At 71.1% G+C, this 17,346-nt stretch carries 15 protein-coding genes; 6 read left to right on the top strand and 9 right to left on the bottom strand.

Annotated elements, in window-relative coordinates; translation table 11 throughout:
* Window positions 1–139: 139 nt before the first annotated feature.
* The 3 genes from ABE438_RS08965 (at window position 140) to ABE438_RS08955 (ending at window position 4,161) form a co-directional block, all read left to right on the top strand.
* Window positions 140–1,399, top strand: coding sequence for a class I SAM-dependent RNA methyltransferase (locus ABE438_RS08965; RefSeq protein ID WP_346502254.1), 1,260 nt, complete (start codon window positions 140–142; stop codon window positions 1,397–1,399).
* 16 nt (window positions 1,400–1,415) lie between these two features.
* Complete coding sequence (locus ABE438_RS08960; RefSeq protein WP_346502253.1) at window positions 1,416–2,819, top strand: FAD-binding oxidoreductase; 1,404 nt, start codon at window positions 1,416–1,418, stop codon at window positions 2,817–2,819.
* Between the two features lie 130 nt (window positions 2,820–2,949).
* Window positions 2,950–4,161 carry an FAD-dependent oxidoreductase gene (locus ABE438_RS08955; RefSeq protein ID WP_346502252.1) on the top strand — a complete coding sequence of 404 codons (1,212 nt, stop codon included), beginning with the start codon at window positions 2,950–2,952 and terminating at the stop codon, window positions 4,159–4,161.
* 9 nt (window positions 4,162–4,170) lie between these two features.
* Here ABE438_RS08955 and ABE438_RS08950 read toward each other — a convergent pair whose 3' ends face one another.
* Window positions 4,171–4,932, bottom strand: coding sequence for an SOS response-associated peptidase (locus ABE438_RS08950; protein ID WP_346502251.1), 762 nt, complete (start codon window positions 4,930–4,932; stop codon window positions 4,171–4,173).
* Window positions 4,933–5,019: 87 nt separating this feature from the next.
* Between ABE438_RS08950 and ABE438_RS08945 the strand changes: the two genes are divergently transcribed.
* Window positions 5,020–5,514, top strand: a complete 495-nt coding sequence (locus ABE438_RS08945; RefSeq protein ID WP_346502250.1) for a hypothetical protein — start codon at window positions 5,020–5,022, stop codon at window positions 5,512–5,514.
* Here ABE438_RS08945 and ABE438_RS08940 read toward each other — a convergent pair.
* The 3 genes from ABE438_RS08940 to ABE438_RS08930 form a co-directional block, all read right to left on the bottom strand.
* Complete coding sequence (locus ABE438_RS08940; protein ID WP_346502249.1) at window positions 5,511–6,260, bottom strand: TlyA family RNA methyltransferase; 750 nt, start codon at window positions 6,258–6,260, stop codon at window positions 5,511–5,513. The genes ABE438_RS08945 and ABE438_RS08940 overlap by 4 nt on opposite strands.
* Window positions 6,257–8,167: a 1-deoxy-D-xylulose-5-phosphate synthase gene (gene dxs / locus ABE438_RS08935; RefSeq protein ID WP_346502248.1), complete on the bottom strand. Its 1,911-nt coding sequence runs from the start codon at window positions 8,165–8,167 to the stop codon at window positions 6,257–6,259. The genes ABE438_RS08940 and dxs overlap by 4 nt, the downstream gene beginning before the upstream one ends.
* 108 nt (window positions 8,168–8,275) lie before the next feature.
* Window positions 8,276–9,196, bottom strand: coding sequence for a pirin family protein (locus ABE438_RS08930; RefSeq protein WP_346502247.1), 921 nt, complete (start codon window positions 9,194–9,196; stop codon window positions 8,276–8,278).
* A 134-nt stretch (window positions 9,197–9,330) separates the two neighbouring features.
* Between ABE438_RS08930 and ABE438_RS08925 the strand changes: the two genes are divergently transcribed.
* Together ABE438_RS08925 and ABE438_RS08920 are read left to right on the top strand one after the other, a co-directional pair.
* Window positions 9,331–10,014 carry a GntR family transcriptional regulator gene (locus tag ABE438_RS08925; RefSeq protein ID WP_346502246.1) on the top strand — a complete coding sequence of 228 codons (684 nt, stop codon included), beginning with the start codon at window positions 9,331–9,333 and terminating at the stop codon, window positions 10,012–10,014.
* Between the two features lie 93 nt (window positions 10,015–10,107).
* Window positions 10,108–10,692, top strand: coding sequence for a biotin transporter BioY (locus ABE438_RS08920; RefSeq protein ID WP_346502245.1), 585 nt, complete (start codon window positions 10,108–10,110; stop codon window positions 10,690–10,692).
* Window positions 10,693–10,798: 106 nt separating this feature from the next.
* Here the strand turns inward: ABE438_RS08920 and ABE438_RS08915 are convergent, their stop codons facing one another.
* From ABE438_RS08915 to ABE438_RS08895, 5 genes are all read right to left on the bottom strand, one after another.
* Window positions 10,799–11,392: a hypothetical protein gene (locus ABE438_RS08915; RefSeq protein WP_346502244.1), complete on the bottom strand. Its 594-nt coding sequence runs from the start codon at window positions 11,390–11,392 to the stop codon at window positions 10,799–10,801.
* A gap of 11 nt (window positions 11,393–11,403) precedes the next feature.
* Entirely contained in the window at window positions 11,404–12,651 is a 1,248-nt protein-coding gene (locus ABE438_RS08910; RefSeq protein ID WP_346502243.1) for a YcxB family protein, read from the bottom strand.
* 16 nt (window positions 12,652–12,667) lie between these two features.
* Window positions 12,668–12,925, bottom strand: a complete 258-nt coding sequence (locus ABE438_RS08905; RefSeq protein WP_346502242.1) for an exodeoxyribonuclease VII small subunit — start codon at window positions 12,923–12,925, stop codon at window positions 12,668–12,670.
* A gap of 64 nt (window positions 12,926–12,989) precedes the next feature.
* The gene (locus tag ABE438_RS08900; protein ID WP_346502241.1) at window positions 12,990–13,454 is read right to left on the bottom strand and encodes an Lrp/AsnC family transcriptional regulator; all 465 of its coding nucleotides are present in this window, start codon (window positions 13,452–13,454) and stop codon (window positions 12,990–12,992) included.
* Between the two features lie 213 nt (window positions 13,455–13,667).
* A complete protein-coding gene (locus ABE438_RS08895; protein WP_346502240.1) occupies window positions 13,668–17,240 on the bottom strand; it encodes a hybrid sensor histidine kinase/response regulator in 3,573 nt (1,190 codons plus the stop codon).
* Window positions 17,241–17,346 lie beyond the last annotated feature (106 nt).

The following is a 17,346-nucleotide window of genomic DNA, read 5'->3' as shown; positions in this document are numbered from 1 at the left end:
GCTGTTTGCGCTAGCATAGCGGCCGGCACGAAGTCTTCATCCGCAGGCCGTTCCAAATCGCGCGCGCGACGAGGATGAGTATTCTTTCGGGGGCAGGGCTGGTAGGGCAACCCTCCGAACCCACGGAGCCGCGAACCGAATGCCCGCTCTCGCCATGAACGAAACGCTTGCCGTCACCCGGCTGGGCCAGCGCGGCGACGGTGTGGCCGAGACTGCGGACGGCCCCGTCTTCGTGCCCTTCGCCCTGCCGGGCGAGAGCGTGCGCGTGGTGCGCGACGGCGATCGCGGCCAGCTCGTCGAGATCCTCGCGCCGGCCGCCTCGCGCATCGCCGCGATCTGCCCGCTCTTCACCCGCTGCGGCGGCTGCGTCGCCCAGCACATGGACGCTGCGCTCTATGCGGGCTGGAAGCGCGGGCAGGTCGAGACGGCCCTGTCGCGTGCCGGCCTCGCCACGGAGCTGGCGCCGCTGCTGGACGCGCATGGCGAGGGGCGCCGGCGCGTCACCTTCCACGCCCGCCGCGGCGAGGACGGCCAGATGCGCGTCGGCTTCATGGCGGCGCGCAGCCATGATCTCGTCGAGGTCGAGCAGTGCCCGGTATTGGCGCCGGGGCTGGTGCGCGCCCCCGCGGTGGCCCAGCACCTCGCCAACCGCCTGCGCGGCTCGGCCAAGCCGCTCGACATCCAGGTCACCACCTCGCAGGCCGGGCTCGACGTCGATATCCGCGGCCATGGCCCGGCCGGCGGCGCCCTGCGACGCGCCCTGACCGAGGCGGCCGAACGGCTCGACCTCGCCCGGCTCGCCCTGCACGGCGAGATCATCGTCGAGCGGCGTGCGCCCTTCCATCTGATGGGCGCCGCCTCGGTGGTGCCGCCGCCCGGCGGCTTTCTGCAGGCGACCGTCGCAGGGGAGGAGGCGCTGTCGGCGCTGGTGCTGGCGGCGCTGCCCAAGGCCAGGCGCGTCGCCGATCTCTTCGCCGGCTGCGGCACCTTCACGCTGCGGCTCGCGCAGCGCATGCAGGTCGCGGCCTTCGAGAGCGATAAGGCGGCGGTGCAGGGACTGCTGCGGGCCGCCCATCGCGCCCAGGGCCTGAAGCCCGTCACGGCCGAGGCGCGCGACCTCTTCCGCCGCCCGCTGCTGGAGCACGAATTCGCCGGGCTCGATGCGGTGGTGCTCGATCCGCCGCGCGCCGGTGCCGAGGCGCAGATCCGCCGGCTCGCCGCCGCCAAGGTGCAGCGCGTCGTCTACGTTTCCTGCGATCCGGCGAGCTTCGCCCGCGATGCCGGCCTGCTCGTCGCCGGCGGCTATCGGCTGGAGCGCGTGACGCCGGTCGACCAGTTCCGCTACTCCGCCCATGTCGAGCTGGTCGGCGTCTTCGTCAGAGGCGGCCGGGCCGGCTGAGCAGGAGGAGGGCGCCATGAGCACGGACATCGCGGCGCTCGGCGCCATCGTCGGAGCGCGCAATCTCGTCAGCGATCCGCAGGAGATGGCGCCCTATCTGCGCGAGATGCGCGGCCTGTTCCACGGCCGGGCGCTCGCCATCGTGCGGCCGGGCAGCACCGCCGAGGTCGCCGAGGTGCTGCGCTGGGCCGCCAGGACCGGCACGCGCGTCACGCCGCAGGGCGGCAATACCGGGCTCGTCGGCGGCCAGATCCCGGTGGCGGAGGGGCGCCAGATCATCCTGTCGCTGCAGCGGCTCGACGCGATCCGCGCGGTCGATCCCGAGGGCAACACCATGACGGTGGAGGCCGGCGTCACGCTGCTGCGGGCGCGGGAGGCGGCGCAGGCGGCCGGGCGTCTCTTCCCGCTCTCGCTGCCTTCGGAAGGCTCCTGCACCATCGGCGGCAATCTCTCGACCAATGCCGGCGGCACTGCGGTCATCGCCTATGGCAATGCGCGCGAGCTCTGCCTGGGGCTCGAGGTCGTGCTGGCCGACGGCCGGGTCTGGAACGGTTTGCGCCGCCTGCGCAAGGACAATACCGGCTATGATCTGCGCAATCTCTTCATCGGTGCCGAGGGCACGCTCGGCGTGATCACCGCCGCCGTGCTGAAGCTCTGGCCGCTGCCGGCGGCGCGCACCACCGCCTTCCTGGCCGTTCCCAGCCCGGCGGCGGCGGTCGCGGTGCTGAACCGCGCCCGTGCGGGCGCGGCCGGCACGCTCGTCACCTTCGAGCTGATCCCGCGCATCGGGCTCGACTATGTGCTGCGCCATGCGCCGGATACGCGCGATCCGCTGGCGGAGACCTCGCCCTGGTATGTGCTGATGGAGGTCTCGGCCCAGGCGGAGGCCGGGCTGGAGGATGCGGTTTCGGCGGTGCTCGCCGAGGCGATGGCCGACGGGCTGGTCGGCGACGCGGCGATCGCCGGCTCGCTCGACCAGCGCAACGCCTTCTGGCGGCTGCGCGAGATGCTCTCGGAGGTGCAGCGCCTCGAGGGCGGCTCGATCAAGCACGACGTCTCGGTGCCGGTGCATGCGGTCCCGGCCTTCCTGGAGCGGGCGAGCGCGGTCTGCGAGGCGCTGGTGCCAGGCGGGCGGGTCGTCGCCTTCGGCCATCTCGGCGACGGCAACATCCATTTCAACCTCAGCCAGCCGCCGGGGGCCGACAAGGCGGCCTTCCTGGCGCGCTGGGAAGAGGTCAATGCGGCGGTCCATGCCGTCGTCGCGGCGATGGAGGGCTCGATCTCGGCCGAGCACGGCATCGGCCGGCTGAAGCGCGACCTGCTCCCCCACGTCAAGGACCCGGTCGAACTCGACCTGATGCGCACGCTCAAGGCGGCGCTCGATCCGCAAGGCCTGCTCAATCCGGGTGCGGTGCTGTAGCGCAGGCGCGAGCGGCCGCGCAGGGCCCGGCCGGGGTTGGCTTCCGCGCTGACCGGACGTAAGCCCTCCGCATCCGGTCCGGCCCGTGGCGCGATCACGGAGCGGCCTCCGGCAGCGAGGGACCAGGCGCATGGCGACGAGCGTGACGACCGGCTGCGCGATCGTCGGGAGCGGCCCGGCGGGATTGATGCTGGGCCTGCTGCTGGCACGCGCCGGGATCGAGGTGGTGGTGCTCGAGAAGCACGCCGATTTCCTGCGCGATTTCCGCGGCGACACCATCCATCCCTCGACACTGGAGGTGCTGCACGAGCTCGGCCTGCTCGATGCGCTGCTGGCGCTGCCCCACACCCAGGCGCCGCGGCTCCATGCCGAGATCGGCGGGCGCGACGTCACCATCGCCGATTTCTCGCGGCTGCCGACCCGCTGCCGCTTCATCGCCTTCATGCCGCAATGGGACTTCCTCGCCTTCCTGGCGCGCGAGGCCGGCCGCTATCCGAATTTCCGCCTGCTGATGGAGACCGAGGTCACGGGCCTGCTGCGCGAAAGCGGGCGCATCACCGGCCTGCGCGCCCGCACCCCCCATGGCGAGATCGACCTCGGCGCCCAGCTGGTCGTCGGGGCGGATGGCCGCAATTCGCGCATCCGGGCCGAGGCGGAGCTGGAGGTCGAGAGCTTCGGCAGCCCCAGCGACGTGCTCTGGATGAAGCTGTCGCGGCAGCAAGACGACCCGCCCTACACCATGGGCCATGGCGGGCCGCGCCAGGGCTTCGTGATGATCGACCGTGGCGATTACTGGCAATGCGGCTTCGTGGTGCGCAAGGGCAGCTTCGCCGATCTGCGCGCGCAGGGGCTGGAGGCCTTCCGCGCGGCCGTGGCCGCCGTCTCGCCGCTGCCGGCGGAGCGGATGCGGGAGGTGCGCGGCTGGGAGGACGTGCACCTGCTCAGCGTCCGCATCGACCGGCTCAGGCGCTGGTGGCGGCCGGGGCTGATCTGCATCGGCGACGCCGCCCACGCCATGTCGCCGATCGGCGGCGTCGGTGTGAACCTCGCCATTCAGGACGCGGTCGCCGCCGCCAATATCCTGTCGGTGCCGCTGCTCACCGGCGGCGTCTCCGACCGCCATCTTGCGGCGGTCGAGACACGGCGCGGCTTCCCGACACGGGCGACGCAGAAGCTGCAGCTGATGATGCGCCGCCGCCGGCGCCGCAGCGATCGCGACGAGGCCACGCGCTCCGGCCCGCCGGCCTTCATGCGCTCGATCGCGCGCTGGCCGCTGCTGGCGCATCTCTCGGGGCGGATCATCGGCCTCGGCTTCCGTCCGGAGCATGTCCGCAACCGCTGAGGCCGGGTCTCAGAACAGGCTGCCCTGGCCGTCGTCGGGCGTGCTGCGCGGCCGGCGGGGCCGTGGCGCGGGCGATGTTGCGGGAGACGCCGCTGCGTCGGCGCGTGGGGCCTGCAGCTCCGGCCCGTCATGCGCCACCGCATTGACCGCGCTGCCGACCGCCAGCATCTCCAGCGCCTCCTCGCGCGGGGGCTTCAGCAGCGTCGCGGCCTCGTCGGGGCTCGTCTCCGGAGCGAGCCAGCGCGCATGGTCCTCGGGCGGCAGGAGCACCGGGCAGCGCTCGTGGATCGCCGACATCAGCCCGTTGGCCGGGCCGGTGAGCAGCGCGACCGTGTCGATTTCCGAGCCGTCCGCGCCGTGCCAGCTCTCCCAGAGCGAGGCGAAGGCGAAGACGCCGCGATCCGGCCGGCGGAACAGCCAGGGTTCGCTCGGCCGGCGGCTGCCCCCGGCTTGGCGCTGCCATTCGTAGAAGCCGTCGACCGGCATCAGGCAGCGCCGGCGCATGAAGGCGGCGCGGAAGGAGGGCTTCTCGCGGGCGCTCTCGCCGCGAATGTTGATGACCAGCGGATAGTCGCGCGGATCCCGCACCCAGCCGGGCAGGAAGCCCCAGCGCATCAGCACGAATTCCGGCGCGCCCGCGTTCAGCCGCACCACCGGCACCGGCTGCGTCGGCGCGATATTGTAGCGCGGCGGGAAATTCGGCTGCTCGCGATAGCCGAAGGCCTCACGCACGGCCTCGGGCGGGCTGGTCTGGGCATAGCGGCCACACATGGCCCCGATGTCCTATGCCGATGGCGCCCGATCAAGACTTTGTTTGCGTTTCGCTCGGCATGATCGCGCCTCTTTCGGGGCCTGTTCATGTCCGCTTCCGCGACCGATCCTGCGCTGACGGCTGCGGACTCATCGTCTCCGGAGCCGGGAGACGCACTCTCGACCGACTATCTCAATCGCTACAGCGAAGCGCTGATGCTGCTCGAGATGACGACCTGTGACCGCTCGATGCTAGCCGAGCTGAAGGCGTGGCGCGCGGTCGGCTATCTTGAGCATTTCCGCCAGTCGAGGCTGCGCTGCGCCGAGGAGGCGCAGCGCGCCTATCGCACGCTCGGCCCGGCCCAGGCGGAACGCTTCGAGGAGCTGTGCACCGCGATGAACCGGCTGGTCGCAACGGTGAGCGCGCTGCTCGACGACGTGCCCGAGCAGGATGTCGCGCTGGTGGTCGAGGTGGCGGCGCGCGCCCTGCGCCGGCTGATCGGCCAGGCGGCGACCTTCATCAACGCCAATGGACGCATCGAGCTGGCACGCGTCGACGTCGACGCGCTGCAGGCCGAGATCGACCGGCTGCTCGCCAGCTAACCCTGCCGGCGCGTGGCGCCGATCAGGAATTCGCGGTTGCCGTCCCCGCCCTCGATGGGCGAGGGGATCGTCCCCAGCACGGCGAAGCCGAGTTCGCCGACCAGTGCCGCGATCTCGTCGCAGATCTGCGCCTGCAGGGCCGCGTCGCGCAGGACGCCCTTCTTCAGCGCCGAGCGGCGCGCCTCGAATTGCGGCTTGATCAGCGCGACCAGCCCGGCCGCGGGCGCCAGCAGCGAAGCGACCGCCGGCAGCACCAGCTTCAGCGAGATGAAGCTGACATCGATCACCGCCAACGCCGGCCGCACCGGCATCAGCGCCGGATCGAGCGTGCGGATGTCCTGCTGTTCAAGGCTGGTCAGGCGCGGATCGCCGCGCAGGCTGTCATGCAACTGCGACTGGCCGACATCGACCGCGTGGACATGGGCGGCGCCGCGCCGCAAGAGCACGTCGCTGAAGCCGCCGGTCGAGGCGCCGACATCGAGGCAGGCCTGGCCCGCCGGATCGAAGCCGAAGGTGTCGAGCGCCGCCGCCAGCTTCACCCCGCCGCGCGAGACGTAAGGATGGGGCGCTTCGGCCGTAATCGCGGCGGTGTAGGGAACCGTTTCGGAGGCCTTGCGCAGCACCGTGCCGTCGGCCGTGACCAGGCCCGCGGCGATCGCGGCCTGCGCCCGCGCACGGCTTTCGAACAGGCCGCGCTCGACGAGCAGCAGATCGGCCCGGACCCGGCGGGGATGCGGGTTGCTCACGCGCTGCGGGCTGCGCTCGTGCTGCCGAGCGCCTGCTCGACGCTGCGCACGATCCCGGCGGCGTCGAGCCCGGCGGCGGCATACATCGCCTCCGGCTTGCCGTGGTCCTGATAGAGGTCGGGCAGGGTCAGCGTGCGCACCTTGAGCCCGCGGTCCAGCGCGCCCTCGCGGGCGAGCAGGTGCAGGACATGGCCGCCGAAGCCGCCAGCCGAGCCTTCCTCGACGGTGATCAGCACCTCGTGCTCGCGGGCGAGACGCAGGATCAGCGCCGAGTCGAGCGGCTTGGCGAAGCGGGCGTCGGCGACGGTGGTCGAGAGCCCGCGTTGGCCGAGCTGCTCGGCGGCGCGCAGGCAGTCCGCCAGCCGCGTGCCGAGCGAGAGCAGGGCGATGCGCGTGCCTTCGCGCACGATGCGGCCCTTGCCGATCGCAAGCGGCACGCCGGCCTGCGGGATCTCGACGCCGACGCCCTCGCCGCGCGGATAGCGGAAGGCGATCGGCCCCTCGTCGAAGGCGGCGGCGGTGGCGACCATATGGGTCAGCTCGGCCTCGTCGGCCGCGGCCATCACCACCATGTCCGGCAGGCATGCGAGATAGGCGATGTCGAAGGCGCCGGCATGGGTCGCGCCGTCGGCGCCGACCAGCCCGGCCCGGTCGAGCGCGAAGCGCACCGGCAGCTTCTGCAGGGCGACGTCGTGGACGATCTGGTCGTAGGCGCGCTGCATGAAGGTCGAGTAGATCGCGCAGAACGGCTTGAAGCCCTCGGTCGCCAGCCCGGCGGCGAAGGTCACCGCATGCTGCTCGGCGATGCCGACGTCGAAGGTGCGCCCGGGGAATTCCTTGCCGAAGGCGTCGAGCCCGGTGCCCGACGGCATGGCGGCGGAGACCGCGACGATCCTGTCGTCCTCGCGGGCGGCCTTGATAAGCGCGTTGGCGAAGACGCCGGTATAGCTCGGCGCATTGGCCGGCGCCTTGGCCTGCTGGCCGGTGACGGGGTCGAACTTGACCACGCCGTGATACTTGTCGGCGCTTGCCTCGGCCGGGGCATAGCCCTTGCCCTTCTGCGTCACGACATGGACGAGGATGGGCCCGTCCTGCGCGTCGCGGACATTGCGCAGCACCGGCAGCAGATGGTCGAGGTTATGGCCGTCGATCGGCCCGACATAGTAGAAGCCCAGCTCCTCGAACAGCGTGCCGCCGGTGAAGAAGCCGCGGGCGAATTCCTCTGTGCGCTTGGCCTTCTCGTGGAAGAAGCGCGGCAGCCGCTCGGCCAGGTGCTTGCCGATCTCGCGCAGCGAGCGATAGGTCCGTCCCGAGACCAGCCGCGCCAGATAAGCCGACATCGCGCCGACCGGCGGGGCGATCGACATGTCGTTGTCGTTGAGGATGACGATCAGCCGCGAGCCCAGCGCGCCGGCATTGTTCATCGCCTCATAGGCCATGCCGGCCGACATCGCGCCGTCGCCGATCACCGCCACGACGTTGTTGCGGCCGCCCTTGAGGTCGCGGCCGACCGCCATGCCGAGCCCGGCCGAGATCGAGGTCGAGGAATGGGCGGCGCCGAACGGGTCGTAGGGGCTTTCGGCGCGGCGGGTGAAGCCGGAGAGCCCGCCGGGCTGGCGCAGCGTGCGGATGCGGTCGCGCCGACCGGTGAGGATCTTGTGCGGGTAGGCCTGGTGGCCGACATCCCAGATCAGCCGGTCGTCCGGCGTGTCGAAGACATGATGCAGCGCGACGGTGAGCTCGACCACGCCGAGCCCGGCGCCGAGATGGCCGCCGGTCACCGAGACGGCGTCGATGGTTTCGGCCCGCAACTCGTCGGCGAGCTGCCGCAATTGCGCGTCGTCGAGGCGGCGGAGCGCGGCCGGATCGGCGATCTGGTCGAGGAGCGGAGTGTGGGGACGGGCCACGGTCTGCCTCAGGCCGAGTGTTCGCAAAGCATGGGCGCCGGAATACGCCCTCCCGGCCGCTCTGGCAAACGCCGGTGCGGCCGGGAGGGCGGCGGCGCGGCGCGCGGTTCAGCGCTCCGGCAGGGGGATGAACTCCTCAGCGTCGCCCGGCACGGTGTCGAAGCGGCCGGATTTCCATTCGGCCTTGGCCTGGTCGATCCGCTCCTTCGAGGAGGAGACGAAGTTCCACCAGATGTGGCGGGGGCCGTCCATCGGCTCACCGCCGATCAGCATCAGGCGGGCCTGGTCGACGGCGAGGATCGAGATGCGGTCGCCGGGCTTGAAGATCAGCAGCTGGCCGGCGCCGAATTCGTCGCCGGCGATGTCGATCTTGCCGGTGACGATGTAGACGGCGCGCTCGTGATAGCCGGGATCGAGCGGCAGGATCGCGCCCGGCGCCAGCACGGCCTCGGCATAGAGCGTGTCCCAGGGGAACTGCACCGGCGAGGTCTCGCCGAAGGCCGAGCCCATGATCAGGCTGACGCGCTTGCCCTCGCCGACGATGCGCGGCAGCTCGGGCGCGGCGTGGTGCATGAAGGCGGGCGCGATCTCCTCATGCGTCTTCGGCAGAGCGAGCCAGGTCTGGATGCCGTAGAGCTTCGGCGCCTTGCTGCGCTCCTCCGGCGCGGTCCGCTCGGAATGGACGATGCCGCGCCCCGCCGTCATCAGGTTCACCGCGCCGGGCCGGATCGGCAGCGCCGTCCCCAGCGAATCGCGGTGCATGATCTCGCCGTCGAACAGGTAGGTCACGGTCGACAGGCCGATATGTGGGTGCGGGCGCACGTCGAGCCCCTCGCCGAGATGGAACTCGGCCGGGCCCATCTGGTCGAAGAAGATGAAGGGGCCGACCATCTTGCGGCCGATCGAGGGCAGGGCGCGGCGCACTGAGAAGCCGCCGAGATCATGCGCGCGTGGCACGATCACCTGTTCGAGCGCCTCGCAGGAGCGGGTATCGCCGGGAATCGGATCATGGTCTGGCAGCTGGGACATGGCGGGGCTCCCGGGGAGGATTGGGGCATGAAGCGGCGAGCCTGCCGGGCGACCACGGCGCTGGCAAGGCGAAGGCACGCCGTGTGCGCTCCGGCGGGCTCGACGAAAGCCGGGCCGGATCGTATCGGTAGCGCATGGCCAGGACGACATCAGCCTCCGCGACCGCCGACACCCTGGCGGTCCGCATCAGCCGTGCGCTCGCCGACCGGATCATCTCCGGCGCGCTGGAGCCCGGCACGCGGCTGCGGCAGGACCATGTCGCGGCCGAGTTCGGCGCGAGCCATGTCCCCGTGCGCGAGGCCTTCCAGCGGTTGGAGGCGCAAGGGCTGGCGGTGAGCGAGCCGCGCCGCGGCGTCCGGGTCGCCGCCTTCGACCTGCGCGAGGTCCGCGAGGTCGCGCAGATGCGCGCGGCGCTGGAGGTGCTGGCGCTGCGCCATGCCGCGCCGCATCTCACCCGCGCCATGCTCGACGAGGCGGAGGAGGCCACCCGCGCCGGCGACAACTCGCCCGACGTCCGCTCCTGGGAGGAGGCCAATCGCCGCTTCCACCGGCTGATTGTCACGCCCTGCGGCATGCCGCGCCTGCTCGCCGCCATCGACGACCTGCACGCGGCCAGCGCCCGCTTCCTGTTCTCCGCTTGGCGCTCCGACTGGGAGAGCCGCACCGATCACGACCACCGCGCCATCCTCGCCGCCCTGCGCGCCGGAGATGTCGAGGAGGCGGAGGCGGTGCTGCGGCGGCATGTGCAATGGATCGGCAGCAAGCCGATCCCCACCGCGTCCGGCGGGACGCGCGACGCCTTCTCGATCATCGGCTGAACCGGACTTGCATTTTCGGGCGAGTTATGGAGTTCATCGTAGATCGACGTTCAGAATTATAGATAATTTTGAATCGACCACGGAGATGAAGAGATGACCCCTGTGAGCTATGCCCAGCCCCGCGCCGGTCTCGGCCTTCTCGGCCTGGGCGCGCGTCCCGCCACGGTGCAGGCCTTCGCGGTCCTGGCCGGCACGATCCTGCTGACGCTCTCGTCCTATGTCGCGGTGCCGATGTATCCGGTGCCCGTCACGATGCAGACGCTCGCGGTGACGATGGTCGGCGCGCTCTATGGCTGGCGCCTCGGCGCGCTCACCGTGCTCGCCTGGCTCGGCGAGGCGGCGCTCGGCCTGCCGGTGCTCACCAACGGCCAGGGCGGCCTCGCCTACATGGCCGGCCCCACCGCCGGCTACCTCGTCGCCTTCCCCTTCGCCGCCGCCCTGGTCGGCTGGCTGACGGAGCGCGGCTTCACCGGTGCGCGCCCGGTTCTGGCCTTCTCGTCGATGCTGCTCGGCAACGCGCTCTGCCTGGCCTTCGGTGCGCTCTGGCTCTCGACGCTGCTCGGCTTCGAGAAGGCGCTGATGGTCGGCGTCGTGCCGTTCATCATCGGCGGCGTGCTGAAGTCGGCGCTCGGCGCCTCGCTGCTGATGGCCTTCGGCCGTCTGCGCCGCCAGGGCTGAGGCCCGGCGCAGCCAAGGCAGGACTGCCGCGAGGCGTCCTGCCTTGCGGCACCATCAGAGACGATCCTGCGGCCGGGGCGGCTTCGTCGCTCCGGCCGTTTTCCGTTCAGCGGATGGCGGCCGCGGCGCGGAAGCCGGAGGATGTCAGGCTCGAGATCAGGGCGCGCCCGCCCGCGTGCCGGTCGCTGCCGGTTTCGCAGGTCTTGCAGATAACCCCGACATAGCGGGTGTCGACCACGGTCTCGGCGAAAAGCCCGGACTTGTAGTTGTGCCGCGCATCGGTCTCGATCGACCACCAATCGCGCGCGCCATAGCGCACCAGCGCCAGCGGCTTCAGCACCTCGGCATCGCGGCTGGTGTTCTTCAGCGCCGCACGCAGCCGCGCATAGCGGTCCATCGGCTTGGCATAGAGCGAGGCCAGCCGGGCGGCGTCGTCCGGGCCTTCGCCGCCGCTGGGGCGCATCAGGACGGTGCAGGTCTCCTGCGTGCGCTTGCAGGCTTCGGTCTCGCAGACCAGCTGGATCCGGCGCAGGCCGGTCTTGCTGACCGTGCCGTCCGGCGAGCCTTCGAGACGCCAGCCCTCGGGCAGCGTCATGGCCAGCCCGTCGGGAAGCGCCAGGGTCTGCGGCCCGGCCTGCGCAAATGGCGCCGCGGCGAGCAGCGGGGCGATCAGGGCGAGGGTGGCGAGGCCTGCTTTCATCGGTCGTCCTTTCAGGCGGTCGTCGGCGGGGCGACGTGACGCGCGACGAGACGATCGAAGACGGCAATCTGGTCCGAATTGAGGGCGCGCAGCGGAAGATAGAACGTCTGGCCGACCCGTAGGTGCAGAGCGATCTGATCCGGCAGGCGCTCGACACGCGCGATCAGCGGCCAGTTGATCCGGCTGACGATGCCGCGCTGCCGGCTGACCAGCCCTTCGTCCGTGAGCGACCATGCCAGCCGGGTCTCGGGCAGCTTGGCGTCGGCCATCGCGGCCAGCCCCTTCGCTTGCTGGCGCAGGAACCATGGCCGCGCCAGCGCGATCAGCATCACGGCGGCGCAGAGCGTGGCGGTGATCATCCAGTAGGTGCGGAACGAGGCCTCGAGCAGCAGCGGCAGCGCATAGGCGATCGGCACGCGATAGGGATCGACGCTCCACACCGCCAGCAGCGTGACCGGGACGACGAGTAGCGCGACGAGCAGGCGCAGGCCGACCCCGATCCAGTGCAGGTGGGCGGGCCAGATCACCTTCTGCTGCTCGCGCATCTGCGCGATCCGGTCCTCGGGCGTCAGCGTGTAGGCCAGCACGACGGTGTCGCCGGGGCCTTGCGGCAGCGCATCCGCCGGCGGCGTCTGTTCGGGCTCGGTCGCCGTCGCCAGCCAGTAGGCCGACCAGTCCTCGATCGCGCGAATCTGCTCGGGTGTCAGCGCGGCGCGCGGCAGCGGCACCGTGTCCTCGGTGCCCTCGATGTCGATCATCACATGGCTGCGGGTGGTGACCGGCTGCTTGAGGCGCGCCGCCGGGAAGCGCGTGCGCACATGCTCGCTGGCGGTATCGAGCCTGTCAGCTTCGAAGCGGTAGGTGCAGGCAATCGGCGCATCGAGCCCCTGCGACTTGAGCCAGCGCCGCCAGCGGCGCCGCCGCGCGATCGGCTGAGAGAGCGCCGACAGCGCACCCATCAGCAGCAGGACGGTGATCGCGGCGCCGAGCGGGCCGGCCAGCGAGTCCAGCAGGTTGGTCCAGAGCAGGGCCGGCCGGCGCTGCCCGCCTTCGCCCCAGGAGGTGGCGAGCTGTGCCAGCACCGCCACGAAGATCAGCGCGCCCGTCAGCCAGACAATGGTGCGGTGCTGCCGGCGAATCAGGTCGCGATAGAGATGCTCGAAACCGGCGATGCGGTCGGCGCCCGTGAGATCGACTGCGATCTCCAGAGGGGCCGGCGGCGCGACGGGGCGGGCGGTGACGGAAGGGGTCGTCCGCATGCCGGAGCGTCCCGCCTCAGGACTCGACGTCCAGCGGTGCTGCCCCCGTGGGCTTGCCGCCGGTGGAGAGCGTGATCTTCTCGATCCGCGCTTCCGCCTGCTTGAGCAGGGCGTCGCAGCGAGCCTTCAGCGCCTCGCCGCGGGTGTAGATGTCGATCGATTCCTCGAGCGCGACGTCGCCGCGCTCCAGCCGGGCCACGATGGCCTCGAGCTGCTTCAGGGCGTCCTCGAAGGGCAGCGTGGCGATGTCGGCGTTCGGCTTGGCGTCGGTCACGGAGGCGATTCCTGTTGGGCGCCCGTTATCGGCGCTGACGCCGGTGCGGGCAACCCCGCACGGCTCAGACCGGCAGGGCCGAGGTCTTCTTGATCGTCCGCAGGGTCAGCGTCGACTGCACGCGGGTGACACCCGGAAGCTGGGTCAGGATGTCGGTGTGGATGCGTTCGAAATCGGCCGAGTCGCGGTAGATCACCCGCATCAGATAGTCGTGCGCCCCGGCGAGAAGATGGCATTCGAGAATCTCCGGCAGGCCTTGCACCGCCTGCTCGAAGCTCTCCAGCGAGGCGCGGCCCTGCTGGTCCAGCGTCACGAAGACGAAGGCGGTGCCGGGGAAGCCGGCGATCTTCTCGTCGAGCAGCATGGCGTAGCTGCGGATCAGCCCGCTCTCCTCGAGCTGGCGCACGCGGCGCAGGCAGGCCGAGGGCGAGAGATGCACCTGCTCGGCGAGGTCGGAATTGGTGATCCGCCCGTCGCTCTGGAGAATGCGCAGGATCGCCTTGTCGCGCGTGTCGAGTTCGATGGACATCGGGGTCGCAGGCCTTTCGGGCGGCGCGGGCGGGTCCGCGCTGGGGTCGGCGAGGCGGAGTTTTCTGCGAGGCAAGCCGTTCAGGCAAGTCGTTTCTTGCGTGCAGTCACCGAAACCGCGTCGCTCCTGCCGCAGTGCGTCGGGCGCGGCGCATGATCCTGCGTCCGGTTCGCGCGCGAGCGGGAGGGGAGGCTGGTGCCGAGGGCGCCGCCGTCACTCGGCGGCGAGGCGGGTCGCCCGCCATTGCGCCAGAAGCGCCCGCAAGGCGCCCGGCTTCAGCGGCTTGTTGAGCACGTGCACGTCGAGCGCCGCGGCGGCGTCGCGCACCTCCGGCGAGCGGTCGGCGGTCAGCAGGATCGCCGGCAGGCCGGTGCCCATGCGCTCGCGCAGGCTCGAGATCGCCGAGAGCCCGTCGCCATCGTCGAGATGATAGTCGGCGATGATCACGTCCGGCTTGGCGCCGGCGCGCAGGGAGCCGAGCGCCTCGTTGATCCCCGCCGCGGTGATCACCGAGCAGCCCCAGCCGCCGAGCAGCAGCCGCATGCCGTCGAGGATCGAGGGCTCGTTGTCGATCGCCATCAGCCGCAGCCCGGCGAGCTGGCCGTTCGAGGCGGCGCGCGAGACGGCGGGCGTCGCCATCGCCGGCAGCGGCGCGGCGCGCGGCACCTGCACCGAGAAGCGCGAGCCGCGCCCCGGTGTCGAGGCGAGGGCGAGCTTGTGGTTGAGCGTGCGCGCGATGCGCTCGACGATCGAGAGCCCGAGGCCGAGCCCGCGCGCCACCTTGGCGCCCGGATCGAGCCGCAGGAACTCGCGGAAGACGATCTTCTGCTTGGCCTGCGGGATGCCCAGGCCGGTATCGAGCACCTGGATCACCAGGTTCTCGCCGCGGCGGCGGCAGCCGACCAGCACCTTGCCGTTGGGCGTGTACTTGATCGCGTTCGAGATCAGGTTCTGCAGCAGGCGGCGCAGCAGGCGCCGGTCGGAGCGCACGCTCACCGTGGTCGGCGCGAAGACCAGAGTCAGCCCCTTCTCCTGCGCGCTCGGCTCGAACTCGCGCTGCAGCTGCCGCATCAGCTCGTCGAGGCGGAAGGTGCCGATCTCCGGCTTGAGCGCGCCGCCGTCCAGCCGCGAGATCTCCAGCAGCGCGGTCAGGATCTCTTCGACCGCGTCGAGCGAGGCGTCGATGTTCTCCGCCAGGTCCGGCCGCCCGCTGGCGCGGTCGCGCTCGACCAGCGCCGAGGCATAGAGGCGCGCGGCGTTGAGCGGCTGCAGGATGTCGTGGCTGGCGGCGGCGAGGAAACGGGTCTTGGAGGCGTTGGCGTCCTCGGCCTCCGCCTTGGCGCGCTGGAGCTCGGTGTTGACGCGCTGGAGCTCCTCGGTGCGCTCGGCAACGCGCTTCTCCAGCGTCTCGTTGGTGCGCGCCAGCTCCTCCTCGGCCGCGACCGAGCCGGTGATGTCGGTATAGGTCGTGACCAGGCCGCCATCCGGCAGCGGGTTCGAGCGGATCTCGATGACCTTCTTGGAGGGGAAGAGCTTGAGCCGGACGGGCGCGCGGTCGTTGACGAAGCTCTCCAGCCGCGCCGCCATCAGCACGTCCTGAGCGCCGTCGCCATAGGCACCGCGCGCCGCGTTGTAGCGCACGATCTCGTCGAGTCCGGTGCCGAAGCGCACCAGCGAGGCCGGCAGGTCGTAGAGCTGGATGAAGGCCTTGTTCCAGGCGAGCAGGCGCAGGTCGCGGTCGAGCACCGTGATGCCCTGGCCGGCATGGTCGAGGCCGTTCTGCAGGACGTCGCGATTGTATTGCAGTGCCGCCGAGGCGTCGTCGAGCAGCTTGAAGGCGGCCTCGGTCGAGAGGTTGCGCCGGCGCAGCAGCAGCGACAGCACCAGCCGCGACGAGGCCGCGCCGATCGCCGAGGAGAGCAGATGCTCGCCGAATCGCAGCAGGTGGATGTCCGCCTCGCGGCTTTCAGAGATCACCTCGCCGCGCGAATGGGCGAAGCTCTCGAAGGCGCGCTGCGTGCGCTCGCGCCCGAGATAGCGGCCGATGGTCGATTGCAGCTCGCCTTCGGTGACGCTGGAGCGCCAGAGGGAGAAGGACTGGGCCATGGTGACCCGGTCGGAATCGATGAAGGCGTTGGCCTGCAGCCGCTCCATGGCGCTGGCCGGGCGCAGCAGCGAGAAGCCGAGATAGCAGGCGAGGTTGACGCCGAGGCTCCAGAGCACGCCATGCGGCAGGGAGGGCAGCGACAGGCCGAACAGCGCCTCCGGCCGCAGCAGGCCGATGCCGAGCGGCCCCTCGCGCACCACCTCGCTCCAGAAGCCGCCGGGCTGGGCGAGGCTCGGCATCAGCAGCGTGTAGAGCCAGGTCAGCAACCCGGCACCTAGGCCCACCACCGCTCCCAGAGCCGTGCCGCGCCGCCAGATCAGCCCGCCGATGAAGGCCGGTGCGATCTGGGCCGTGGCGGCGAAGGAGAGCAGGCCGATCGAGACCAGCGCCGCTTCGCCCGAAACGCGGTAATAGGCGTAGCCGAGCAGGATCACCGCGATGATCGCGCCGCGGCGGATATGCACGACCTGCGAGCCGAGATCGCCGCCGATCGAGCTCTCGCCGCGGCCCGTCCCGGCTCCGGCCTGGGCCATGGCGGCCGGGTCGCTCGTCAGGCTGCGCCCGCGCAGCAGCAGCGGCATCACCAGATGGTTGGAGATCATGATCGCCAGCGCCACCGAGGCGACGATCACCATCGCGGTCGCCGCGGAGAGCCCGCCGATGAAGACCAGCAGTGCCACCAGCCCCGCCTTGTGCTCCAGCGGCAGCAGCAGAACCGTCATGTCCCGGTCGATCCCGGCGCCCGGGATCAGGATCTCGCCGGCCGCCGCCAAGGGCAGCACGAACAGGTTGATCAGCACCAGATAGAGCGGGAACATCCAGGCGGCGCGCCGGATGTCGCGCACGTCGCGGTTCTCGACGATCGCCATGTGGAACTGCCGCGCCAGCAGCAGAGAAGCGAAGGAGGAGAGGACCGTCAGCGTCAGGAAGGTCGGCCAGTTCGAGGTCCGCTCCCAGATCGGCGGCAGGCCGCCGGGCGGATTGGCCGCCTTGGCCAGCAGGTCGCCCGCCCCGTCGAACAGCCCGTAGACGACGAAGATGCCGATCGCGAGGAAGGCGATAAGCTTGATCAGCGATTCCACCGCGATGGCGAGCACCAGCCCGTCCTGGTGCTCCGTGGCGTCGATGTGCCGCGTGCCGAAGGCGCAGGCGAAGCCGGCCAGCACGAGCGCGACGAGAAGGGCGAGGTCGCTCAGCACCGGGATGTCGCCGGTCGGCGAGGCGCTGCCATTGGCGGCGAAGAACACCGAGAGCGAGTTGGCGACGGCCTTCAGCTGCAGCGAGATATAGGGCAGCGCGCCGATCACCGCGACGATGCAGACCATGGCGGCGACGCGTTCGCTCTTGCCGTAGCGGGCCCCGACGAAGTCGGCGACCGAGCTGATGTTCTGCGATTTCGCGATCTCGGCGATGCGCGCCACGAAGCGGTGCCCGAGCCCGATCACCAGGATCGGCCCGACATAGATGCCGAGGAAGTCGATGCCGGCGCGATGGGCGAAGCCGACCGAGCCGTAGAAGGTCCAGGAGGTACAGTAGACCCCGAGCGCCAGCGCGTAGATCGTCGTGCGGGCCGGGCCGCTCATCAGGCGCCGGCCGGAGGTGTCCGCCGCATGGGCGATGGCGAACAGCGCGCACAGATAGACCAGCGCCGCCAGCACCACCGACCAGCTCTGGATCATGCGCGCTCCCCATCGTCCCGCAGGGGAGCCTAGCGCCGTCGCGCCGCCCCCGCCACCGGCCATTCGGATGGGGGCGAGGGCGCATTCCCGCTTCAATTCGCCGCAC

The sequence above is a fragment of the Allobosea sp. TWI1241 genome (assembly GCF_039673065.1).
In the GTDB taxonomy this organism is placed as follows: domain Bacteria; phylum Pseudomonadota; class Alphaproteobacteria; order Rhizobiales; family Beijerinckiaceae; genus Allobosea.
This window is presented reverse-complemented; position numbering and strand designations above follow the sequence as displayed.